Origin of the sequence: Marinomonas sp. PE14-40 (assembly GCF_051623805.1) — a bacterium.
Taxonomy (GTDB): domain Bacteria; phylum Pseudomonadota; class Gammaproteobacteria; order Pseudomonadales; family Marinomonadaceae; genus Marinomonas.
The window spans coordinates 3,271,111-3,292,666 of record NZ_CP130700.1 but is presented as its reverse complement, the minus strand read 5'-3'; the positions used below and the strand labels follow the sequence as shown (position 1 = coordinate 3,292,666).

Annotated in this window: 21 protein-coding genes; 19 read left to right on the top strand and 2 right to left on the bottom strand. The window is 42.9% G+C overall.

Annotated elements, in window-relative coordinates:
- Nucleotides 1-198 precede the first annotated feature (198 nt).
- Together dut and coaBC are read right to left on the bottom strand one after the other, a co-directional pair.
- Nucleotides 199-657, bottom strand: a complete 459-nt coding sequence (dut, locus tag Q0A08_RS15255; protein ID WP_438462372.1) for a dUTP diphosphatase — start codon at nucleotides 655-657, stop codon at nucleotides 199-201.
- Nucleotides 658-688: 31 nt separating this feature from the next.
- Nucleotides 689-1,903 (bottom strand): bifunctional phosphopantothenoylcysteine decarboxylase/phosphopantothenate--cysteine ligase CoaBC, encoded by a 1,215-nt coding sequence (gene coaBC, locus Q0A08_RS15250; RefSeq protein ID WP_438462371.1) that lies wholly within the window; start codon nucleotides 1,901-1,903, stop codon nucleotides 689-691.
- A gap of 109 nt (nucleotides 1,904-2,012) precedes the next feature.
- Here coaBC and radC point away from each other — a divergent pair, with 109 nt between their 5' ends.
- The 19 genes from radC (at nucleotide 2,013) to Q0A08_RS15155 (ending at nucleotide 21,543) form a co-directional block, all read left to right on the top strand.
- On the top strand, nucleotides 2,013-2,687 hold the full coding sequence (radC, locus tag Q0A08_RS15245; RefSeq protein ID WP_438462370.1) for a RadC family protein: 675 nt from the start codon (nucleotides 2,013-2,015) through the stop codon (nucleotides 2,685-2,687).
- Nucleotides 2,688-2,872: 185 nt separating this feature from the next.
- Nucleotides 2,873-3,109, top strand: a complete 237-nt coding sequence (gene rpmB / locus Q0A08_RS15240; RefSeq protein WP_009834227.1) for a 50S ribosomal protein L28 — start codon at nucleotides 2,873-2,875, stop codon at nucleotides 3,107-3,109.
- A gap of 11 nt (nucleotides 3,110-3,120) precedes the next feature.
- A complete protein-coding gene (rpmG, locus tag Q0A08_RS15235) occupies nucleotides 3,121-3,291 on the top strand; it encodes a 50S ribosomal protein L33 (RefSeq protein WP_009834226.1) in 171 nt (56 codons plus the stop codon).
- A gap of 107 nt (nucleotides 3,292-3,398) precedes the next feature.
- Complete coding sequence (mutM, locus tag Q0A08_RS15230) at nucleotides 3,399-4,214, top strand: bifunctional DNA-formamidopyrimidine glycosylase/DNA-(apurinic or apyrimidinic site) lyase (protein ID WP_438462369.1); 816 nt, start codon at nucleotides 3,399-3,401, stop codon at nucleotides 4,212-4,214.
- 261 nt (nucleotides 4,215-4,475) lie between these two features.
- Complete coding sequence (locus tag Q0A08_RS15225; RefSeq protein WP_438462368.1) at nucleotides 4,476-5,468, top strand: BMP family lipoprotein; 993 nt, start codon at nucleotides 4,476-4,478, stop codon at nucleotides 5,466-5,468.
- A gap of 304 nt (nucleotides 5,469-5,772) precedes the next feature.
- Nucleotides 5,773-7,332 carry an ABC transporter ATP-binding protein gene (locus tag Q0A08_RS15220; protein WP_438462367.1) on the top strand — a complete coding sequence of 520 codons (1,560 nt, stop codon included), beginning with the start codon at nucleotides 5,773-5,775 and terminating at the stop codon, nucleotides 7,330-7,332.
- Nucleotides 7,329-8,426 carry an ABC transporter permease gene (locus tag Q0A08_RS15215; protein WP_438462366.1) on the top strand — a complete coding sequence of 366 codons (1,098 nt, stop codon included), beginning with the start codon at nucleotides 7,329-7,331 and terminating at the stop codon, nucleotides 8,424-8,426. The genes Q0A08_RS15220 and Q0A08_RS15215 overlap by 4 nt, the downstream gene beginning before the upstream one ends.
- Before the next feature lie 10 nt (nucleotides 8,427-8,436).
- Entirely contained in the window at nucleotides 8,437-9,405 is a 969-nt protein-coding gene (locus Q0A08_RS15210) for an ABC transporter permease (protein WP_046015563.1), read from the top strand.
- Between the two features lies 1 nt (nucleotide 9,406).
- Nucleotides 9,407-9,814: a cytidine deaminase gene (locus Q0A08_RS15205; RefSeq protein ID WP_438462365.1), complete on the top strand. Its 408-nt coding sequence runs from the start codon at nucleotides 9,407-9,409 to the stop codon at nucleotides 9,812-9,814.
- A gap of 108 nt (nucleotides 9,815-9,922) precedes the next feature.
- Nucleotides 9,923-10,732, top strand: coding sequence for a purine-nucleoside phosphorylase (locus tag Q0A08_RS15200; RefSeq protein WP_438462364.1), 810 nt, complete (start codon nucleotides 9,923-9,925; stop codon nucleotides 10,730-10,732).
- A 2-nt stretch (nucleotides 10,733-10,734) separates the two neighbouring features.
- Nucleotides 10,735-11,535, top strand: coding sequence for a deoxyribose-phosphate aldolase (gene deoC, locus Q0A08_RS15195; protein ID WP_438462363.1), 801 nt, complete (start codon nucleotides 10,735-10,737; stop codon nucleotides 11,533-11,535).
- Nucleotide 11,536: 1 nt separating this feature from the next.
- Nucleotides 11,537-12,775 (top strand): phosphopentomutase, encoded by a 1,239-nt coding sequence (locus Q0A08_RS15190; RefSeq protein ID WP_438462362.1) that lies wholly within the window; start codon nucleotides 11,537-11,539, stop codon nucleotides 12,773-12,775.
- A 90-nt stretch (nucleotides 12,776-12,865) separates the two neighbouring features.
- On the top strand, nucleotides 12,866-13,870 hold the full coding sequence (locus Q0A08_RS15185; protein WP_438462361.1) for a Gfo/Idh/MocA family protein: 1,005 nt from the start codon (nucleotides 12,866-12,868) through the stop codon (nucleotides 13,868-13,870).
- A gap of 188 nt (nucleotides 13,871-14,058) precedes the next feature.
- Nucleotides 14,059-14,310: a Trp family transcriptional regulator gene (locus tag Q0A08_RS15180; protein ID WP_009834215.1), complete on the top strand. Its 252-nt coding sequence runs from the start codon at nucleotides 14,059-14,061 to the stop codon at nucleotides 14,308-14,310.
- Between the two features lie 13 nt (nucleotides 14,311-14,323).
- Nucleotides 14,324-15,721, top strand: a complete 1,398-nt coding sequence (locus tag Q0A08_RS15175; RefSeq protein WP_438462360.1) for an anthranilate synthase component I family protein — start codon at nucleotides 14,324-14,326, stop codon at nucleotides 15,719-15,721.
- A gap of 2 nt (nucleotides 15,722-15,723) precedes the next feature.
- Nucleotides 15,724-16,386: an anthranilate synthase component II gene (locus Q0A08_RS15170; protein ID WP_046015569.1), complete on the top strand. Its 663-nt coding sequence runs from the start codon at nucleotides 15,724-15,726 to the stop codon at nucleotides 16,384-16,386.
- A gap of 472 nt (nucleotides 16,387-16,858) precedes the next feature.
- On the top strand, nucleotides 16,859-19,864 hold the full coding sequence (locus Q0A08_RS15165) for an EAL domain-containing protein (protein WP_438462359.1): 3,006 nt from the start codon (nucleotides 16,859-16,861) through the stop codon (nucleotides 19,862-19,864).
- A gap of 110 nt (nucleotides 19,865-19,974) precedes the next feature.
- Entirely contained in the window at nucleotides 19,975-20,991 is a 1,017-nt protein-coding gene (locus Q0A08_RS15160; RefSeq protein ID WP_438462358.1) for a sensor domain-containing diguanylate cyclase, read from the top strand.
- Between the two features lie 87 nt (nucleotides 20,992-21,078).
- Nucleotides 21,079-21,543 (top strand): DUF2271 domain-containing protein, encoded by a 465-nt coding sequence (locus Q0A08_RS15155; protein ID WP_438462357.1) that lies wholly within the window; start codon nucleotides 21,079-21,081, stop codon nucleotides 21,541-21,543.
- The last annotated feature ends 13 nt before the right edge of the window (nucleotides 21,544-21,556 follow it).

Sequence of the window (21,556 nt, the reverse complement as noted above, 5' to 3'; positions counted from 1 at the left end):
AGTAAGGCTAAGTGCTAGATTTTGGGGCTAAGCACGTAAGCGAATACTTATAGAATAATAACGTGATATTTATCTATAAACTACCGAAACTTTGGTCTAAGCGCGTTTGCTTTTGTATCTAGAGGTTAATAATTTGGAGGGAAGAGGGGAGCGATCAAAATGAAATCTAACTTTTTGATCGCTATGTGTAACTAATTGTTATTTAGTACCGGTTGAACCAAAGCCGCCCGTACCACGGTCACTGCTTTCAAATTCGGTAACAATATCGAATTCTGCTTGGACAACAGGGAGTAAAACTAGCTGAGCAATACGCTCACCTGCTTCTACCGTAAACTCTGTTTGACCTCGGTTCCAGCAAGAAACCATTAACTCACCCTGATAATCAGAATCAATTAGACCTACAAGATTACCTAGTACTATTCCGTGCTTATGACCTAAGCCTGAGCGTGGCAAAATAGTCGCTGCAAGACCTGGATCTTGGATGTAAATGGACAGACCAGTAGGGATTAATTTGGTATCACCTGGCTTTAAGGTGATAGCCTCGTCTAGGCAAGCTCGTAAGTCTAGACCAGCAGACCCTTCTGTTGCATAACTAGGAAGAGGGATGTCAGTGCCAATTTTGTCGTTAACAATTTTAAGTTGAATCGCTTGTTTCATGATCTTTATGTCTATGCCTAAATGAATGGGATTAATGTGCTTGGTACTGGCTCTGGATCAGAGTGACTAGATATTTCGCTAGTTCAGTTTTGGCCGCTTGCTCTGGTGTCCATGTTTGATCTTTGCCTACCACTGTGACCTGATTTTGATCTTGGTTAAAGCCTATGTCAGAGCGAGATACGTCATTAGCAATAATAAGATCTAAGCCTTTGCGTGTGAGTTTGTCTTTTGCATAGGCCAATAGGTTTTGGGTTTCAGCGGCAAAGCCAACAACGAATTTAGCCTGTTGCTCAGATACCATGGTAGCAATGATATCAGGATTCTTGACTAAGGTGAGCTGCATTTCATCTGAGCCTGCCTGCTTCTTCATTTTTTGCGAAGCAACGTCTTTTAATCTGAAATCTGCTACAGCAGCGGCACCAATAAAAACATCAGGCTGATTGTCTGCGGCAATTTCTCTGCACTTATCAAGCATGTCTAACGCGGATTTTACCGGATGAAGCTCAACCTCTGTAGACGCTTTAACAGCGACAGGTCCACTCACCAAAGAGACTTTTGCGCCAAGGGATTGGGCAACATTTGCTAAGGCATAGCCCATTTTGCCTGAACTGTGATTACTGATGAAACGCACAGGGTCTATGGCTTCCATGGTAGGGCCAGCGGTAATTAACCAGTGTTGTCCTAGTAAAGGTTGAGCCTCTTTTTGGCTTTGCTCAATGGCATTAAAAATAGCTGCGGGTTCACTCATACGGCCGTAACCCACATCGCCACAGGCTTGATCGCCAGAATCAGGGCCAATGAGTTTGATGCCTCTTTGAAGTAAAAGCTTGATATTGTCTTGTGTTGCAGGGTGAGACCACATGGCTTGATTCATCGCAGGAGCAAGCCAAATGTCTGCCGTGGTGGCAAGACAAAGAGTACTTAATAGGTCATTTGCCATACCTTGGGTTTGGCGAGCAATAAAGTCAGCAGAAGCGGGCGCGATAAGGATAAGGTCTGCCCATTTAGCTAATTCAATGTGGCCCATGCCAGCTTCAGCATCCACATCCAATAAACTGGTGCGAACAGGTAAGCCAGAAACCGCTTGTAATGTCATTGGAGTAACAAAGGCCTTGGCGCCTTCTGTGAGTACTACCTGAACATCTGCACCTGCTTTTTTTAGTAATCTTACTAATTCAATGCTTTTGTAGGCTGCAATACCGCCAGTAATACCCAATAATATCTTTTTGTTCGCAAGTGCAGACATAAAACTATGCTTCTCAATTCGTTTGTAGACTATAAGTGAGTAGTTGAGACCAAGGAAGTTGGCATAGGTTCTCAAATTAGCAAGATTAACATGGATCAAGGAGGACTTCATGGGTATCAAGCAATGGCCAGAGGCACAAAGGCCGAGGGAAAAACTGATAAAGCAAGGCGCGCAGGCCTTATCTGATGCTGAGCTATTGGCGATTTTTCTGCGTACCGGTACGCAAGGGATTGATGCGGTTGAGCTGGCACGGCGAGTAATAGCTCATTTTGGTAGTTTACAGGCATTAATTTCGGCGTCTAAATCAGAGTTCTGTGCCTGTTTAGGGTTAGGCGAAGCAACGTTTTCGCAACTCCAAGCAGTAGTGGAGATGAGTAAACGTTATCTTAATGAAACCTTAGAAAAAGATGACGTCTTTACTTGTGTTGATAGCGTACAACTTTTCTTAAAAGCCAAGTTAAGGCTAGCAAGTCGAGAAATTTTTGCAGTTATGTTCCTAGATAGCCAGCACAGGCTAATTCATTACCAAGAACTTTTTTATGGCACCATAGATGCGGCGGCGGTTTATCCAAGAGAAGTCGTTAAGATGGCGCTGGCGTATAATGCGGCGGCTTGCATAGTTGCCCACAACCACCCGTCTGGTGTTTCAGAGCCCAGCCAAGCTGATATCTATATCACACAAAAGCTGCAACAAGCTTTGGGTTTAATGGATATTAATCTGCTTGATCATTTTGTGATTGGAGATGGTAAGCCTATTTCTTTAGCGGAAAGAGGTCATGTATGAGCACTCTTTTGCTGTTTTATTGATCATTTTTTAACAAAATAATTGCGAAGCACTAAGGGTTATGGGAGAATTCGCGCCGCTATTCCTCGGTACGGGATATTTTTGGCTTATTTCAAGTCATGCTCCGCCTGAGGGAGTGAAGCACACTTCCAACAATTCTGGATAGCAATATAAGGTATTATATTATGTCTCGCGTATGTCAAGTTACAGGGAAACGCCCAGTTACGGGTAACAACGTTTCTCACTCAAAGCGTCGCACTAAGCGTCGTTTTTTGCCAAACCTTCACTGGCACCGTTTTTGGGTAGAAGGCGAAAATCGCTTTGTACGCCTACGTGTGTCTTCTAAAGGTATACGTATTATCGATAAAAAAGGCATTGAAGCAGTTCTTACTGATCTTCGTGCTAACGGCGAAAAAGTATAAGGAGCTGAACCATGGCATCTAAAGGCGCTCGCGATCTAATTCGCATGGTATCATCTGCTGGTACTGGCCATTTTTACACTACGGATAAAAACAAGCGAAATACTCCTGACAAATTGGAGTTTAAAAAATTCGATCCTGTTGTTCGTAAGCATGTAATGTACAAAGAAGCGAAAATTAAATAATTTTCAATTCTTTATACAAAAAAGACCGGCTTAGGCCGGTTTTTTTGTATAGGTAACAGCCCCTAAAATTTGGGCTACCTAAAGAAACTGTCAAAAAAACCTTCACCATGCCTGAATTACCAGAAGTTGAAACCACTAAATGTGGTATCCAGCCCTATCTACAAGACCAGCATATCCTTGATGTCGAAATACGTCAGGCGCAACTTCGTTGGCTGATTACACCAGAACTTGCCGATCAAGTCGCAAGCGAAAAAGTGATTTCTCTCTCTCGTCGAGGCAAGTACATAGGGATTCATACGGCTAAAGGCACCATTATTATCCACTTGGGAATGTCAGGTAGCTTGTATTTAGTGCCGGCAGAGACGCCCCCTTTATTTCATGATCATGTGGATTTTAAACTCAGTTCAGGTCAATGGTTAAGGTATACAGATCCAAGGCGTTTTGGCGCTATTCTCTGGACGCAAGAGGATTGGTTAGAGCACAGTTTAATAAAAAGCCTTGGACCTGAACCTTTATCAGAAGCCTTTACAGGGGCATATCTTGCTGCCCGGGCTAAAGGAAAAACTCAGGCAGTGAAGACCTTTATTATGGACAGTAAGCAAGTGGTAGGTGTGGGTAATATCTACGCTAATGAAGCCTTGTTTATGGCAGGTATTAAACCGAATAGAAGGGCAGGACAAGTCAGTGCAAAGCGCTTGGCTGTCTTGGTAGATTGCATCAAGCTAGTGTTAGCTCGAGCAATTGAACAAGGAGGTACAACGTTGAAGGACTTTGTAGGTGGTGATGGAAAACCTGGCTATTTTAAACAATCACTGAATGTTTACGGGCGAGCAGGCTTACCTTGCGTTAAGTGTGAGACTGACTTGCTTGAAATCCGACTGGGACAGCGCAGCACGGTTTACTGTAAAGAATGTCAGCGATGATTATTTTGTAAACAGTTGAAAAAAAGTTTTACCAATTGGAAAAATTTTTGATATGCTGATTCACGTTGGAACCTGAACTGGTCTCAAATTACACGATTATGTAGTAAAAAAACACAAATCGACTAAGTTTAATGGGTTTTTCCCTGCTTTAATGTCACTTTGGATTGCGATAATGGTGTAATAAGTTTATTTTTGACCAGTTAGGCAGCATCTTTTTAAAATGCTGTTACAAACATACTAATAACTACAAGAGGAATTCTAATGAAAGGTGTCTTTCTTGCATCCGCTACGGCGCTAGCAATTGCAGCTTCAGCTCAAGCTGCAGATATCAAACCTGCTGTTGTATACGACCAAGCGGGTAAATTTGATAAATCCTTCAACGAAGGTGTTTACAACGGTATTACTAAATTCACTCAGGATTCTGGTGTTCAGGTTCGTGAATTTGAACCGAAAAACGAAGCTCAGGTTGAACAGGGTCTTCGTCGTTTGGCAAAACGTGGACACTCTCCAATCGTTGCTGTGGGTTTCTCTATGGCATCTGCTCTTGAAAAAGTAGCAAAAGACTTCCCTGACACTAAATTCACCATCATCGACATGGTTGTAGGCTTGCCTAACGTTCAATCTATTGTCTTTAAAGAGCACGAAGGTTCTTTCCTTGTAGGTTCATTAGCTGCTATGGCATCTAAAACTGACAAGGTTGGCTTTGTTGGTGGTATGGATATTCCTCTTATCCGTCGTTTTGCTTGTGGTTACGAGCAAGGCGTTAAATACGTTTCTTCTAACGCAGACGTATTCCAAAACATGACTGGTTCTACTCCTTCTGCTTTCAATGACCCAACTAAGGGTTCTGAATTGGCTAAGAGTCAATTCTCTAAAGGTGCAGATGTAGTATTCGCAGCCGCTGGTGGTACTGGTATCGGTGTTTACCAAGCAGCGAAAGATGATGGCAAATTCGCTATCGGTGTTGATTCAAACCAAAACCACATCCAACCAGGTACTATGCTGACTTCTATGGTTAAGCGTGTTGACCTAGCTGCTTATAATGCTTACACAGCAGCGAAAGAGGGTTCTTGGGCTCCAGGCGTGACTGTTTTAGGTCTTGCTGAAGGTGGTGTTGATTGGGCGCTTGATAACAACAACGCAGCGCTTGTATCAGACGAGATGAAAGCGAAAATTTCAGCTATCCGTGCTGATATCGTAAATGGAACTATCTCAGTTCATGATTACATGTCCAACAATTCTTGCGACATCTAATCTAATAAGAAACAGTCGTCTGTCATAAGCAGACGGCTGTTTTTTTTGCTTAGAATAAATTTCTGAAACTAATGTGTTTAAAAGAAACTTTTGTTGCAGATAGCACATTAGACGCTAATGCTTAGCCCTTATATAAAGATTAAGTTCTTTTTAAGTCAGATTGTCAGCCTGTATAAAGTTAGGTGTTAGTTCATCAAAAAATAAATGCAGCAAACTAAGGTGGCTAGATCCTTGTTCTGAGTGTATTTTGAACAATGTTAAACATGGCTATCTATAATTAACCGCAGATAAATCACAAATTCTTATGAATAATAATACAAGCCCATACGCGATTGAATTGCGCGATATTAGTAAGCGCTTTGGAGCAGTCCAAGCCAATAAAGACATTTGTCTTCAAGTCCCCGCAGGCACCGTTCACGGCATTATTGGTGAAAACGGCGCAGGGAAATCCACTTTAATGAGCATCATTTATGGCTTCTACGAAGCGGATACTGGTGATATTGAAGTGGGGGGTGAACTTGTCAATATCCGCACCTCTGAAGATGCTATTCGTTTCGGCATTGGTATGGTTCACCAGCATTTTATGTTGGTTGAAAACTTTACAGTGCTAGAAAATGTTGTTCTAGGTGCCGAAGGTGGTGCCATGCTTAAAGGTGGTTTGGATGCTGCCCGTAAAGAATTAAAGCGACTAGAGCAAGAATACAATCTAGATGTGGATGTGGATGCGGTTGTTGAAGATCTTCCCGTTGGTTTACAACAACGAGTTGAAATCTTAAAAGCACTTTATCGTGGTGCGAAAATCCTAATTTTGGATGAACCGACAGGGGTTTTAACCCCACAAGAAGCAGATCATCTGTTCCGAATTTTAAACTCCCTGAAAGAACAGGGTGTTACTGTCATGATTATTACTCACAAGCTACGTGAAATCATGGCATCCACTGACAATGTCTCAGTTATGCGTCAAGGCCAAATGGTTGCTCACAGGGTAACGGCTGAAACGGATAAAGAAGAGCTTGCAGAGCTTATGGTGGGTAAGAAAGTCCGCCTAGTGGTGGATAAAGAAGAGGCTAAGCCAACAAACGTAGCCCTTTCTGCTAAAAACTTAAGCTGGTTTGATGAGCAAGGTGTTAAGCGCCTTAAAGATGTCAGCCTAGAATTAAAAGCAGGTGAAATTGTGGGTATTGCTGGTGTATCTGGTAATGGCCAAAGTGAGTTGCTAAATGCTTTGTCAGGTATTACTCCTTTATCTGACGGCGAGATTCATTTCAATGGTGAAGTGATTACTGCCAAGAATAAGAAAAACGCGTCGCAAATGCGTGATTTGAAAATGGCACACGTGCCAGAAGATCGACATAAGATGGGCCTAGTAACAGGTTTTGAAGCCTATGAAGCGGCTATCTTGGGCTATCACAACTCTGAAGCTTATAACGGTAAAATTTTATTAGATCGTAAAGCCATGTTAGATGAGTGTAATGAGCGCATGCAAAAGTGGGATGTTCGTCCTGCTGATCCTTTCTTGAAAACAGCTAACTTCTCCGGTGGTAACCAGCAAAAAATCGTTATTGCCCGTGAAGTAGAGCAAAACCCAGATGTGTTATTGATTGGCCAGCCAACACGTGGTGTTGATATTGGTGCGATCGAAAACATCCATGAAGAAATTGTTAAATTGAGAGACTCAGGTAAGGCGATCTTACTGGTCTCTGTAGAACTGGATGAAATTATGGCCTTAAGTGACCGAATTATCGTCATGTTTGATGGTGCGGTTGTTGGCGAAATTGATGCTAAAGAAGCGGATGAACGCACACTTGGCTTGATGATGGCGAATGCCTTGAACGAAGAAGAAACAGCAGGAGGCCAAGCATGAGTCAGCCGAAAGTTCCGGTTTGGGTGAATCTTGCCCTTATCCCTTTTATTAATATTATGTTGGCCTTTTTGGTGTCAGCCTTGGTTATTCTAGCCATAGGTGAAAACCCAATTGAAGCTGCAGGTTACCTAGTTTATGGCGCTTTTGGTTATGAAGAAGGCATAGGCTATACCTTGTATTATGCCACTAACCTTATCTTTACTGGTTTAGCCGTCTCCATTGCCTTTAAAGCCGGCATCTTCAACATTGGTGGTGAAGGACAAGCTTATATAGGTGGTTTAGGTGTGGGTCTTGTGTGTCTTGCCGTTGACCAAACAATGCCTTTCTACGTGATTGTTCCGCTAGCGATTATTGGTGGTGCAGCATTTGGTGCCGCTTGGGCTTATATTCCTGCATATCTAAGTGCACGTCGCGGCAGTCATGTGGTAATCACTACTATCATGTTTAACTTTATTGCGTCTTCTTTGATGGTTTATCTGATGGTGAACTGGCTTAAACAAGAAGGTCGCATGTCACCTAACAGTCGTACATTTGAAGAGTCAGCTTGGCTTCCTTACATGCATGAAATGCTAGCAGCTATTGGTATTAACTTTGAGCAATCACCGCTTAATGCTTCTTTCCTTTGGGCGTTAGTTTGCTGTGTTCTGATTTGGGGCTTGGTATGGCATACACGTTGGGGCTACCAGCTACGTACTGTTGGTACTAATGCAACAGCGGCTGTTTATGCCGGCATTGATAACGGCAAAGTAACCATCTGGGTAATGTTGATCTCAGGTGCTTTAGCAGGTTTTGTTGGTCTGAATGAAATCATGGGTGTTCACCATAGCCTACTGCTTAACTTTACCGCTGGTTTTGGTTTTGCAGGTATTGCTGTTTCCCTAATGGGACGTAATCACCCAGTCGGTATCATTTTGGCTGCGGTATTGTTTGGTGCACTTTATCAAGGTGGTTCCGAGCTTGCTTTTGAGATTCCAAGCATCACACCAGAAATCGTGGTGGTGATCCAAGGTCTAGTTATCCTCTTTTCTGGGGCGCTAGAGCATATGTGTAAAGATCGTGTTGAAGCTTTCTTCACCCGTACTTCAGCAGCTTAGGAGATAGCGCATGTTTGAAACACTTATTCTGATTCTAGATGCCACGTTACGTGTCTCTACACCTCTAATTCTTGCTGCTTTAGCAGGTTTGTTTGCTGAGCGTTCTGGTATCGTTGATATCGGTCTGGAAGGTAAAATCCTTGGTGCTGCCTTTGCCGCAGCGGCAGCAGCGGCCGTATTTGGTTCTGCTTGGATTGGTTTACTTTTTGCCATTATCGCGTCAGTTGCTCTAGCACTGATTCATGGCTTTGCTTGTATTACTCACCGTGGTGATCATATTGTCAGTGGTGTGGCGATTAACACCATAGTCGCCGGGCTCACCGTTACCTTAGGGCTTGATTGGTTTAGCCAAGGTGGCCAAACACCTGCTTTGACTGGCGATGCTCGATTTACGTCTATTACTTTCCCGTTTGCTGACGCACTAGCGGATGTACCGGTAATAGGTCTGATTTATTCAGAGTTATTAAGCGGCCATAACATTCTCGTTTATCTAGCCTTTGCGATTGTGCCTCTTGCGGTTTGGATTATTTACAAAACTCGCTTTGGTTTACGTCTACGTGCAGTAGGTGAGAACCCACATGCGGTGGATACTGCGGGTATCAGCGTTGCCTTTATCCGTTATCGCGCCATGATCATTTGCGGTATTTTATGTGGTCTAGCCGGTGCTTATTTATCGACTGCTCATAATGCAGGCTTTTTGAAAGATATGAGTGCTGGTAAAGGTTATATTGCTTTGGCGGCTTTGATCTTCGGTAAATGGCGTCCTGTTCCTGTGATGTTTGCTTGTCTGTTATTTGGTTTCCTAGATGCTGTTGCGGTACGTATGCAAGGTGTTCAAGTGCCAGGTATTGGTGAAGTGCCAGTACAGGCAATCGAAGTATTACCTTATGTTCTGACTGTATTATTACTTGCTGGCTTTATCGGTAAGGCAGTGGCACCAAAAGCCGTCGGTCGACCCTATGTGAAAGAGAGAGGCTAGTATGTCATCTCTTGATGTGAAAAAAGCAGTAGCGCTAGCGAATAAAGCGATGAGTAAGGCTTATGTGCCTTACTCAGAATTTAAAGTTGGCGCTGTTATCGAGACACTAAACGGCAAGGTTTATTCTGGCTGTAATGTTGAAAACGCGGCTTATCCTGAAGGCACATGTGCTGAAGCCGGTGCGATTTCAGCTATGGTGCTTGATGGTGAACAGAAAATAGACAATATTTATGTATTGGGTAATGGTGAACAGCTGGTCACGCCTTGTGGCGGCTGTCGTCAAAAAATCAGAGAGTTCTCAACGCCTGATACTCAAATACATATTTGCGGGCCAGAAGGCGTACGCAAAACCCTATCAATGGAAGAGCTTCTTCCCTTCTCATTTGGGCCTGAAAATTTGAAAAAATAACAGGTCCGATATTGGCGCTTTCCAAGAAGGAGAGCGCTAATCAAAATCGCCAAGGAACCGCGTACTTATCACAGGAGTGGCTTACTTTAATTAAAAGGAAAGACGTGTATGAAGGCTTATCAATTAAGTGCAGATTATTTGCAACAAAAAATCGGTGACCGCAAACCTGAGGTTGCTATCATTCTAGGCAGTGGATTGGGCTCATTAGCTGAAGTAATCCAAGATCCTATCTACATCCCTTACGGTGAAATCCCAGGCTTCCCTAAATCGAGCGTACATGGCCATAAAGGTCGTTTGGTAATTGGTCGTTTAGGTAACAAAGAAGTTGCCTGCATGCAGGGCCGCTTCCATGTGTATGAAGGTATTGCACCTGAAACACTGCAAATCCCAATTCGTACTTTAAAACTGATTGGTTGTGACACCTTATTGTTAACCAATGCTGCTGGTAGCTTGAACGAAGATATGGGCCCAGGCAGTTTGATGTTGATCGAAGATCACATTAATTTCTCTGGTGTTAACCCGCTTGTAGGCGAAAACGACGATAGCATTGGGCCAAGATTCCAGGACATGACACGTGCCTACGATCCTGAGCTAAGTGATGGCATTAATGAGGTGGCAAAAGGGCTGAACATTAACCTGTTTAAAGGGGTTTATGTGTGGGCCTTAGGACCAAGCTTTGAAACACCTGCAGAAATTCGTATGTTCCGTACTTTAGGCGCTGATGCTGTCGGCATGAGTACTGTGCCAGAAACGATCGTAGCGCGTCATTGCGGTATGAAGGTTGCGGCAATTTCCTCTATCACCAACCTAGGTGCTGGCATGTCAGGTAACTCATTAAGCCATGAAGAAACCCTAGATGAAGGCCAAAAAGCCGCGGCGGAATTAAGCAAGCTGGTTATCGCTTGGTTGGAGAGCTAATCATGTCTGATCAAGTAAAATCTATTGCTGAGATGAGTGATGCAGAGCTTGCAAAACTCGCTCTTGGCTTATTGGATTTAACCAGTTTGAATGATGATGACACAGAGTCCAAAATTACGGCTCTGTGTGAACAAGCGCAAATTGACAGTGTTGGTAAAGTGGCTGCTTTATGTATTTATCCAAGATTCATTCCTTGGGCAAAACAAGAATTAGCGCGCCTTAATATTGCTGATGTGAAGATAGCCACCGTCAGTAATTTTCCACAGGGGCGGGATAACTTGGCGGCGGCTGTCGCTGAGACGAAAGCTTGTCTCGCTTATGGCGCAGATGAAGTCGACGTGGTTTTTCCTTACCGTGCTTTAATGGATGGCAATGAGTCTATTGGTTATAAGCTTGTAAAGGCTTGTAAGGCTGCCTGCGGTGAAAAAACACTTAAGGTCATCATAGAGTCGGGTGAGTTAAAAACACCTGAGTTGATCGCTAAGGCGAGTCAGATCTCAATTGCAGCAGGCGCTGATTTTATCAAAACCTCAACCGGTAAAGTGCCAGTTAATGCGACACCAGAGGCGGCTGATATTATGCTAACGCAAATCATTGATAGCCAAAAAGCGATTGGTTTCAAACCTGCTGGTGGCGTTAAAACCCTTGCAGACGTCAGAGAATACCTGACTTTGCTAGAATCTAAGCTAGGTAAAGAGGCGTTAACTGCGACCACCTTCCGTTTTGGGACTAGCTCACTTTTAAAAGCCTTATTAGAGGCAATGGGTGAAGCAAGCGACGGAATCACAACAGGAGCATACTAGTATGAGCCGAGCAATCATTTTAATGATGGATTCTTTTGGAGTGGGTGCGGCACATGATGCGGCAGACTTTGGTGATGTGGGTTCTGATACCTTTGGTCATATCGCAAAAGCCTGTGCAGAAGGCCAAGCAGAAGTGGGTCGAACTGGGCCCCTAAAGCTACCTAACTTAGAGAAAAAAGGCCTAGGACATCTTGCTAAAGCCAGTACCGGAAACTATCCACAAGGCTTTGATTATCGAGGTCCTGTGGATGCTTTGCATGGTTATGCACAAGAGCTAAGTAGTGGTAAAGACACCCCAAGTGGCCATTGGGAGTTGGCGGGTGTACCTGTATTATTTGATTGGGATTACTTTCCTAATACGCCAAAATGTTTCCCTGTGGACTTTATGGCAGAGCTATCAAAACGCGGCAAACTAGAAGGTGTTTTAGGTGAATGCCACGCTTCTGGTACCGAAATCATTGCCCGTTTAGGTGACGAGCATATGCGTACGGATTTCCCTATCATCTATTCGTCTGCTGACAGTGTGTTGCAAATAGCAGCCCATGAAGAAAGCTTTGGATTAGAGCGCTTATTGACCTTGTGTCAGATCGCTCGTGATCTCCTGGACGAAATGAAGATGAACATAGGCCGTGTTATCGCTAGACCTTTTATCGGGTCAAATGCAGATAACTTTGCTCGTACGGGAAATCGTCGTGACCTTGCCGTTGAACCGCCAGCGAAAACAGTTTTGAACTACCTGGCTGAAGCAGGCGGTCAAGTGATTAGTATTGGTAAAATTGCCGATATTTATGCTCACTCTGGTATCACTCATAAGGTGAAAGCAACGGGATTGATGAAGTTAGTCGATGCGACGATTGAAAGCATTAATACTGCGCCTGATAATAGCCTTATCTTCCCTAACTTTGTCGACTTTGATTCTTCATACGGACACAGACGTGATGTGTCGGGTTATGCCGCTGCATTAGAAGCCTTTGATGCCCGTTTGCCTGAAATCGAAGCGGCGCTTAAGCCGGGTGATAGAGTATTTATTAGTGCCGACCATGGTTGTGACCCGACTTGGCCCGGTACGGATCATACCCGTGAGCATGTGCCTGTGATTTGTTTTGGCCCTGGCATTGAAGCCGGAGCTGATGCTGAGGCAACGAACATAGGCACACGTAAGAGCTTTGCTGATATTGGTCAGAGCATTGCCTCTCATTTAGGATTAGCCAAGCTAAGTTATGGCGAAAGCTTTTTATAGCTAGTTAATCTCTATTATGAATAAACAAAAACGTCCTTAGGGGCGTTTTTATTTATGTGCCACAATCGATCTAATTAAAAGAAGGGAAATATGTCAAAACCACTTAACTGGGGCATTCTAGGTACCAGCTTTATCTCGGCAGTGATGGCGGACGCGATTTTAGCAGAAGCGAATACGCACTTATATGCTGTTGCAGGCCGCTCTCTTACTCCTTTAAAGGACTTCACCGATAAGTATGACTTCGATAAGGTCTATCAAGATTACGATGCGTTAATCGCAGATCCAGAAGTGGATGTAATCTACATTGCTTTGCCAAATCACTTACACCATGAATATGTGATTAAAGCGGCGCAAGCAGGTAAGGCTATCTTGTGTGAAAAGTCCTTGTCTGTGGATATGGCGAAAACCCAAGCGGCATTAGATGCTGTGGCTGAACATAAAGTCTTTTTCTTAGAAGGCTTGATGTACTTAACTCACCCCTTTGCCCAAAAAATCAGCCAACTGCTGCAAACTAAAGCGATTGGTGAGATTAAGGCGATACGCGGTAACTACTGTGCGGCTATTAGTGAATTTGTGAATCCAGAGAGTAAAGGGACCCTTTACAATTTAGGTTGTTACCCACTTTCTCTTATGCATTTGGTTATGCAACAAGCCTTTGGTGATGATGTTTTCTCTGACTATCAGATTCAGGCGTTTGGACGTCGTGGTAAAGACGGCAATATCTGTGATACCAGTGCTAACTTCCTATTTAACAATGGTGTACAAGTGCAACTGCATACAGCAGAAGACTTTGGTATGCACTCAAGCTTCAGCATTCTAGGTAGCGAAGGTTATCTAGAGCTGAAATCAAACCCTTGGTTACCCCAAGCAAGTGGTAACAAAATCTACTTCGCCAAATATGATGGGGAAGGGAATGAAACCGAGTTCGAGCATATTGAAGTGGATGCGCCAGGTAATGGTTTTATCTCACAAGTGACAAAGGTTCGTGAAGCCCTAGAGCAAGGTAAGTTAGAACTTGCGCGCCCTGCGGCACGCCCTCAAGATTCCTTTACCATGATGCAGTTATTAACGGATTGGGAAGCGGCTGCCTCCTAAAAACCTTAGGATTGCGTGAAATGAAAGGTCGCTTAGGCGGCCTTTTTTTATGCCTAATATCAATAATTCATATAAGAGTGGCAGCCTAGGTGAGAATAAAAACTGAAAACCTATTGTACTAGTACATGAATACGGTATTATGTGCGCATATTAGATAAATGGCGTTTAGCTATTAGGTGGAGTAAAGAGTGAAAGATCTAATCACCTACTTAAGAAGTGCAAGCTCAGATGACGAGATGCAGAACAAGCTGACAGGGCTTTTGACCCCTAGTGAAGTACTCGAAATGAGCAAACGTTTGCAAATATTTGCCATGCTCAAAGAGGGTGTGCCGCAGCGAGAAATTGCCAAACAACTGGGTGTCGGCATAGCGACCGTGACGCGAGGTTCGAGAGCCTTAAAAGAATTAGAACAAGCCTCATCAGATAAAGATGAGCAATAAGATGGATATAAACATGAGTGTAAAACCAGAAGCCATTAAGTTGCCGAGAAAGCCTCACTATGTGAATGTCACGGCAGATTGTGATTTTTTTGATTTGTTTAAAAAAGTCGAAAAGCGTTTTGATACCTGCTTTATGTTGGAATCATTGGGTGAAGATAGCTTTATCTCACGCCATTCCATCATAGGTTTTGACCCGGAAAAAATACTTTGGGCGCAAGGTAATACGCTTACCATTGAAGAAAGAGATGGCTCTTCGCAAAGCTACCAAAGCGATAACCCTTATTACTTGCTGCGTGAAATTGTGCCGCAAAATATTTTGTCGCGTAAATACTCAGGTGGTTTAACTGGTTATGTTGGTTATGATGCCATGAACTATTTTGAGCCAAGCTTGAGCCTGAATGTCAGTGATATGTTTGAAGCCTTTAAATTCGGCCTTTATACAGATGGTTTGATTCTCGACAAGATGACAGGCGAAGTTTTTTACTTCTACTATCAAGACAGCCGCATGGACCTGATTGAAAGTATGTTGGCTGAACCTACCCCAGAAAATGGACCGCTTGTGGTAACACCACAGGGTGAATCCATGAGCAAAACAGACCATGCTAAGGCCGTGGCGAAGGTCAAACAGGATATTATTGACGGTAAGATTTTCCAAACTGAAGTGGGCTTTAAAAAATGGTTCACCTTAGAAGGCGATAACATCAACATCTATGAGCAGCTACGTGAAGTGAATCCGTCTCCTCAGATGTACTATTTAAAATTTAAAGAGCAAAAAGTCATTGGCGCTAGCCCTGAACTACTTTTCCGTTTACGCCAAGGAGAAATGGAAACCTTCCCGCTAGCAGGTACAGCTAAACGTGGTGCTGATGAAACAGAAGACAGAGCCTTGGCCCGTGCCTTATTGAATGATCCAAAAGAAATTGCTGAACACAATATGATAGTCGACCTACACCGTAATGATATTGGCCGTGTGGCGCAATTTGGAACGGTAAAAGTACGTAGTTTGATGGACATTAAACGCTTTAGTCATGTGCAGCATATTTCCAGTGAAATCGTGGGCATCATGGCAGAAACAGAAGACATGTTCTCAGGTCTTGCTAGTAACTTCCCTGCAGGTACGTTAACAGGTGCCCCTAAAATTGAAGCCATGAAGATTATTGATGATCTTGAAGGTGAAGGTCGTGGCCCTTATGGTGGCGCAGTGGGTCATTTCTCCTTTAACGGTGATTGTACCTTTGCCATCCCAATTCGTACCGTCTTTGCTAATGGCGAAAAAGCCTATGTGCAAACCTGTGGTGGTAATGTATTTGATTCCAACGCCGAAGATGAATATGAAGAAATTCAACGCAAGTTCGCTGGAACCAAGCGCGTACTTGATCAATTTGCCCCAGCTGATAAAAAAGGAGCCTGAGTATGAAGGTTTATATTATTGATAACTATGACTCTTTTACTTACAACCTTTATCAGTTTATTGGTGAGATTCTGACTAGCGAGAAAATGCGTGGCAACATTCAAGACTTTAGCGTCGTGGTGAAGCGTAATGACGAGGTTAGCATTGAAGAGCTAAAAGCCCTGTCACCTGATCGTATTATTATCTCACCTGGCCCTGGCTCTCCTGATGATGAAGCCTACTTTGGTGTGTGCGCAGACATTATTCGTGACCTAGGTAAAACCATCCCTATGATGGGCGTGTGCTTAGGCATGCAAGGTATGGTGCATGTGTTTGGTGGTAAGGTGGTTAAAGCGCCTTTACCTATGCACGGTAAAACTAGCCCGATAGCACATAATGGCGAAGGCATCTTTAAAGACATTCCTGATCAGCTAGAAATCATGCGTTACCACTCGTTAGTAGCAGAAAACGAAAGTTTCCCTGAAGCCTTAGAAGTGACCTCTAGTGTAGGTGAGTTGGCAGAAGCCGACTTTACTAACTTAGATGTTATTCGTGCTGGTGGTGATTTTGAAATTATGGGAGTGCGTCATAAAGAGTACCCAATTCAAGGGATTCAGTTCCACCCAGAATCCTTTGCCACAGAAGGTGGTAAAGATCTTATCAGGAATTTCTTGTTTCAGGTTTAATCTGCACTAAGCCGCAACTTTTCTAAAAGCCTCGAAGAGACATCTTCGGGGCTTTTTGGTGTCTGATTCGGCTGGTAATGCTAGGAAAGTTGTGAATAGCCCTCCCGTCTCAGGCTTTTAGACCACGCGCTTTGGGTCTTAGAGTAATGCTCATGCGACATTTCAGAAAAAGTGTCATCCTGTGTTGTCCCTTATTGAAAGGTTCCTACACTGGCCTTCTATTAATCAAACACAAAGTGACGCCTTGCTTGACACTCTTTCTGATAAGACTGAGAAGAGGTGACTTAATCACTGCTTCTCTAACTTAATATGCTTATTTTCTAATGTTTTGAGCGTTTGAGTAAACTCACTACGCTCTGAGCTCCGCATTCTGTTTTTCATCTGCTATTCTTTTACTGAATAGGGTTCATAAGTTGTTAACTTAACCTTTTGTCTTTGCGGTTGAATCTCAATGAGGTAATGATCTAACTTTATGCGTGATTATGTACGTCAATTGCTCCTATCACCTCTCAGAATTTTTTACGTCCTTTTGCTTGTTGGCGCGGTGACGTCTTTTTTTGTGTTAAAGCAGGTAGAAGCGCTAGCATATGAAGGTCACAAGGCATCGGCTCTAGCATTAGGGCAGAATCATGCTGCCCTAATTAATACGACTATTGCCAATAATATGTCGGCAAATTATGCTTTGGCCGCCATGGTAAAAGAAACAAATGGGGATCTGAGTTTCTTTGATTCTTATGCAAAAAGTCTGCATCAAATTTACCCTGTGGTCTCTCACTTTACCTTATCGCCTAATGGCATTATCAAACTGGTTTACCCCATGGCGGGGAATGAAGCATCGGTTGGTCTGAATCAGTTGAAATTTAAGCAACAACAGGAAGAAGCCAATAAAGCACGAACTTCTCGTCAGTTAACCTTGGCAGGACCTGTGAAAATGGTACAAGGGGGCGTCGCTATTATTGGGCGTTGGCCTGTACTTTTGCCTAATGCTAAAGGAGAAAATACGTTTTGGGGCTTTACAAATGTAGCTGTGACTCTAGATGCTTTGCTCAATAAGGCCAATTTTCAGGAGCTAAGTCAGCAAGGGTATGAATACCGCTTGGTTAAGCTGCTTGCCCAACAAGAGGTGCTGATAACCGACTCTTCTGCTGTCGATTTTAATGACTCGGTCAATATAGATATCAAGGTGCCTAACGATGTTTGGCAGCTCCAGCTTATGCCTGTGTCAGGTTGGTCTTCTTGGTTTGGGTTGAAAGGCGAAATCTTAATGACCGCTTTGATTAGTCTATTAATTGCTGGGCTAGTGGGCTTGCTAAGGCACATCTATATCTCTAAACAAGGCTTAGAGGAAGTGGTTAAACAGCGTACTCAAGATATGAGTCATGTCAATAAGCGCTTGTTGGGATTACTTGAAGCCATTCCGGACCTCTTACTTGAGATAGATGATAAGGGCGAGGTTTTGCATTGCCACTTTCCCAATAAACTATTAGCTAGTCAGTTTGGCCCTGAGATTGTTGGCCGTAATTTGATGGAGCTGTTTCCTCTGGAGGCGGTCAGTGTTTATAAAAACTCGTTTGAAGAAGCACAAGATAAAGGATATTCAGAGGGCAATAGTTTTTGCCTTGAACTAGGTGAGAGTGAGTACTGGTTCGAATTATCCGTGTCTTTTACTGAAAGAGTCGAAGAAAATCGTCCTTGCTTTGTGGCACTCGCAAGAGATGTAAGTCGTCGTAAAAAATCAGAGAATGAACTAAGAATTGCCGCGACGGCTTTTAATACCCAAGACGGTATTTTGATCACGGATATGCAACATAAGATAGTGAGGGTGAATAAGGCATTTCAGCGTATAACGGGTTACCAAGAGACTGAAATAATCAATGAAGACATACGTATTCTAAGGTCTGGTCGTCATGATGATGCCTTTTTCCGTAAAATTTATAATCACCTTGATGAGTTTGGTTATTGGGAAGGAGAAGTCTGGAACCGTAAAAAGTGTGGTGAAATTGCGCCTGAGCTAACCACGATTTCAATTGTTTATAGTGATGAAAACCTGCCTCTCTATTATGTCTTTATTATCAAGGATATTAGCTTAACCAAGCAAAATGAGCAGATGATTAATCAGCTAAGCTTCTATGACTCTTTAACCTGCTTACCAAACCGAAAAATGATTTCTGAGAAGGTTGAGCAGCTTATTCATCAAGCTCAATTTGTCACGGAAGAGGTGAGTGTTGAAGGGCATTATGCGCCATTAATGCGCCATGCTTTACTTTTCATCGATCTAGATCACTTTAAAAATATTAATGATAGCAAAGGCCACTCAGTGGGTGACAAACTTCTGCAACAAGTGGCATTAAGGCTGGTGGATGTCGTCAGAAAAACAGATATGGTGGCGCGCTTTGGTGGTGATGAATTTATCATACTATTAGAAGGCGTCGATATCAGTTTTGATCCTGGCAGAGCACTGTATCGGGCCAAGCGTGTGTCAGCTAATCTCAATGATGCTATTTCCAGAACCTTTGAGATCAATGGAGACCACTTCTATATTTCTAGCAGTATTGGCATTACTGAAATTGACGACTCAATCAATGAAGTTTTTGATGCATTCAAGCATGCCGAACTGGCTATGTATGAAGCGAAATCAACAGGCCGTAATCGCTACTGTTTTTATTCTCCGCAAATGCAAGAGAAGATACTACAAAGGGTCAACTTAGAAGCGGCTATGCGAGAAGCGTTGGATAGGAAGGAGTTTATCTTACACTACCAACCTCAGTTTGATCGTTCGGGCAGTATGCGAGGTGTCGAAGCCTTGATTCGTTGGATGCATCCAGAAGATGGCGTTATTTCACCTGCTCAGTTTATTCCATTAGCAGAAGAGTCAAAATTAATTATTCCAATCGGTGAGTGGGTGGTAAGAGATGCGTGCCAAACCTTAGCCAAATGGCAAAAAGACCCAGCATTAAAGCTGGTTAAGATGTCTGTGAATGTGAGTGCCTTACAGTTTTCTCAAGATGACTTTGTTGAGCTGGTAGAGCTGATTTTGGAAGAGACTGGGGCCCAAGCAAAATTACTACAATTTGAACTGACAGAAAGCATGTTAATCAATGACAAGATGAATATCTTAGAGAAGATGCACGCCTTAAAAAAACTGGGGGTGCTGCTGTCGCTTGATGACTTTGGAACCGGTTATTCGTCCCTTTCTTATTTACAGCAGTTACCTTTTGATCAACTCAAAATAGATCAGTCATTTGTTAAAAATTTATCTGGTCATGGGGACCATCATCCTCTTGCTTTGACAATTACCACAATGGGGCATAGTTTGGGTCTAGAGGTGATTGCAGAAGGTATAGAAACGAATGACCATCTGCTTATGTTACAACGTTTTGGCTGTGACTTATTTCAAGGGTACTTTATGGGGTACCCAATGATGCTAAAAGAAATAGAACGTATTTCACATGAACAGGCTAATCAGCCAAAAATGTGAGACGGGTTAAATAGATTGATTGATATTGATATTGATTTATTTTAATGACAAATATTAGATAATTGATACTGTTAAAATGCGAGTCGTTTATAACAGCTGCGAGGAAGGTAATGGAACATAGCTTTTTACTAGATGCCTACAGACGTTGTGCCGAAGTGCTTTCTGATATCGCGCTTGGTGCATCTCAGTGTCAAATATTCGAAACCTTACAGTCCATTATTGAGGACCTAGATGAAGAACGCTTTGCCAGCATTCTCAGACTTGATCCCCATGACAATACCTTACATTTGACGGTTGGAAATAAGCTGCCTGACTTTTATAACGATGCGATAGAAGGTTTAAAAATTGGCCCAAACGTTGGGAGTTGTGGTGCGGCTGTTTTTTCTAATAAACCGCTGATAGTTGATGATGTCACTACCCATGAAAACTGGGTCGCGTTTAGTGACCTAGTAAAAAAAGCCAATCTTGGCTCCTGCTGGTCTGTACCTATCGTGCTTTCTAAAGGAGAAATGTATGGGTCTTTTGCCATTTATAGCTCATCTAAAGCGACTCCAAGAGAAGAGGAGTTAGAAATTCTGACGTTAGCTGCTCATATTGCAGGTGTAGTAATTGAAAAACAAAGATCGGAAAACCAACTGACCTTTAATGCCACCCACGATCCTCTAACTCGTCTAAGTAATCGTAGTTTGTTTGATAACTTGGCGAGCCAAGCACTTAAACAGTCTAAGCGTAAGCGCGAACCTATTTGTATATTATTTATCGATATTAACAATTTCAAATATGTGAATGATCATTATGGTCATGACATGGGAGATAGGTTGTTATGTCTGCTAGCTGACGTACTTACTCAAGAGTTGAGAGAGGCTGATATTGCCAGCCGTCGAGGGGGGGATGAATTTATCCTCGCTCTAGTAGGGACAGGTAAAGAAGGGGCTGAGGTGCTGATTAACAGGGTCAGTCAACATTTTACTGAGTCGCAAAAAGCATTGTTTACTGACTATCAAGTGACTATGGCAATTGGTATCTCCGAATCTAAAAAAGGCAGTTATCAACCCATTTCTGAAATGATAAAGCATGCCGATATCGATATGTACCGCAACAAACGCTCATTCAAAAAGAGCAACTAAAGGTTTTTCGCTAGATTAAAATGCGTTAAGTCTGGCTTAAGGTTCGCTCCTTATACTCCTTCTTAATCTAAAGAAGGAGTGATACTCATGAAACCCATTCAAAGTTTAATCGTTTTCCTTGCCGTATTTGGGCTATCAAATTCTGCCTTTGCAAAATCCGTTGATTTACAGCTAACCATGAAAGGTTATAACGGAGATGGCGCCTATGTAGCTGTCTATCTGATGGATGCTAATGGTCGTTTAGTACAAACCCTTGCTGTTGAAGGCCGTAAGAAAAAGTATCAAAAGCATTTACGAGATTGGAAGCGTGCCAACCGCTCTTTAAGGTTCGATGGTAAAACAGGTGCAAGCTTGCATAAAAATCGTAGCAGAAATTTTTTAGTCACTATTGATGATAAATATATAGATTCAAACCACTTTATCCATATCGATACCTCGGTAGAAGATAAACGTGATGTGCCTTCTGATGTTGTTGTACCTCTAACTCAACAAGGCATTGGACAAGCCGTATCAGGCAAGGGTTACGTTAAATCGTTTGTTTATCGCTTTTAACTTCTATTCATCC

Excerpts from the sequence above, each read along its gene's own strand:
- dut (WP_438462372.1), bottom strand. The coding sequence starts at position 657 with ATGAAACAAGCGATTCAACTTAAAATTGTTAACGACAAAATTGGCACT.
- coaBC (WP_438462371.1), bottom strand. The coding sequence starts at position 1,903 with ATGTCTGCACTTGCGAACAAAAAGATATTATTGGGTATTACTGGCGGT.
- radC (WP_438462370.1), top strand. The coding sequence starts at position 2,013 with ATGGGTATCAAGCAATGGCCAGAGGCACAAAGGCCGAGGGAAAAACTG.
- rpmB (WP_009834227.1), top strand. The coding sequence starts at position 2,873 with ATGTCTCGCGTATGTCAAGTTACAGGGAAACGCCCAGTTACGGGTAAC.
- rpmG (WP_009834226.1), top strand. The coding sequence starts at position 3,121 with ATGGCATCTAAAGGCGCTCGCGATCTAATTCGCATGGTATCATCTGCT.
- mutM (WP_438462369.1), top strand. The coding sequence starts at position 3,399 with ATGCCTGAATTACCAGAAGTTGAAACCACTAAATGTGGTATCCAGCCC.
- Q0A08_RS15225 (WP_438462368.1), top strand. The coding sequence starts at position 4,476 with ATGAAAGGTGTCTTTCTTGCATCCGCTACGGCGCTAGCAATTGCAGCT.
- Q0A08_RS15220 (WP_438462367.1), top strand. The coding sequence starts at position 5,773 with ATGAATAATAATACAAGCCCATACGCGATTGAATTGCGCGATATTAGT.
- Q0A08_RS15215 (WP_438462366.1), top strand. The coding sequence starts at position 7,329 with ATGAGTCAGCCGAAAGTTCCGGTTTGGGTGAATCTTGCCCTTATCCCT.
- Q0A08_RS15210 (WP_046015563.1), top strand. The coding sequence starts at position 8,437 with ATGTTTGAAACACTTATTCTGATTCTAGATGCCACGTTACGTGTCTCT.
- Q0A08_RS15205 (WP_438462365.1), top strand. The coding sequence starts at position 9,407 with ATGTCATCTCTTGATGTGAAAAAAGCAGTAGCGCTAGCGAATAAAGCG.
- Q0A08_RS15200 (WP_438462364.1), top strand. The coding sequence starts at position 9,923 with ATGAAGGCTTATCAATTAAGTGCAGATTATTTGCAACAAAAAATCGGT.
- deoC (WP_438462363.1), top strand. The coding sequence starts at position 10,735 with ATGTCTGATCAAGTAAAATCTATTGCTGAGATGAGTGATGCAGAGCTT.
- Q0A08_RS15190 (WP_438462362.1), top strand. The coding sequence starts at position 11,537 with ATGAGCCGAGCAATCATTTTAATGATGGATTCTTTTGGAGTGGGTGCG.
- Q0A08_RS15185 (WP_438462361.1), top strand. The coding sequence starts at position 12,866 with ATGTCAAAACCACTTAACTGGGGCATTCTAGGTACCAGCTTTATCTCG.
- Q0A08_RS15175 (WP_438462360.1), top strand. The coding sequence starts at position 14,324 with ATGAGTGTAAAACCAGAAGCCATTAAGTTGCCGAGAAAGCCTCACTAT.
- Q0A08_RS15170 (WP_046015569.1), top strand. The coding sequence starts at position 15,724 with ATGAAGGTTTATATTATTGATAACTATGACTCTTTTACTTACAACCTT.
- Q0A08_RS15165 (WP_438462359.1), top strand. The coding sequence starts at position 16,859 with ATGCGTGATTATGTACGTCAATTGCTCCTATCACCTCTCAGAATTTTT.
- Q0A08_RS15160 (WP_438462358.1), top strand. The coding sequence starts at position 19,975 with ATGGAACATAGCTTTTTACTAGATGCCTACAGACGTTGTGCCGAAGTG.
- Q0A08_RS15155 (WP_438462357.1), top strand. The coding sequence starts at position 21,079 with ATGAAACCCATTCAAAGTTTAATCGTTTTCCTTGCCGTATTTGGGCTA.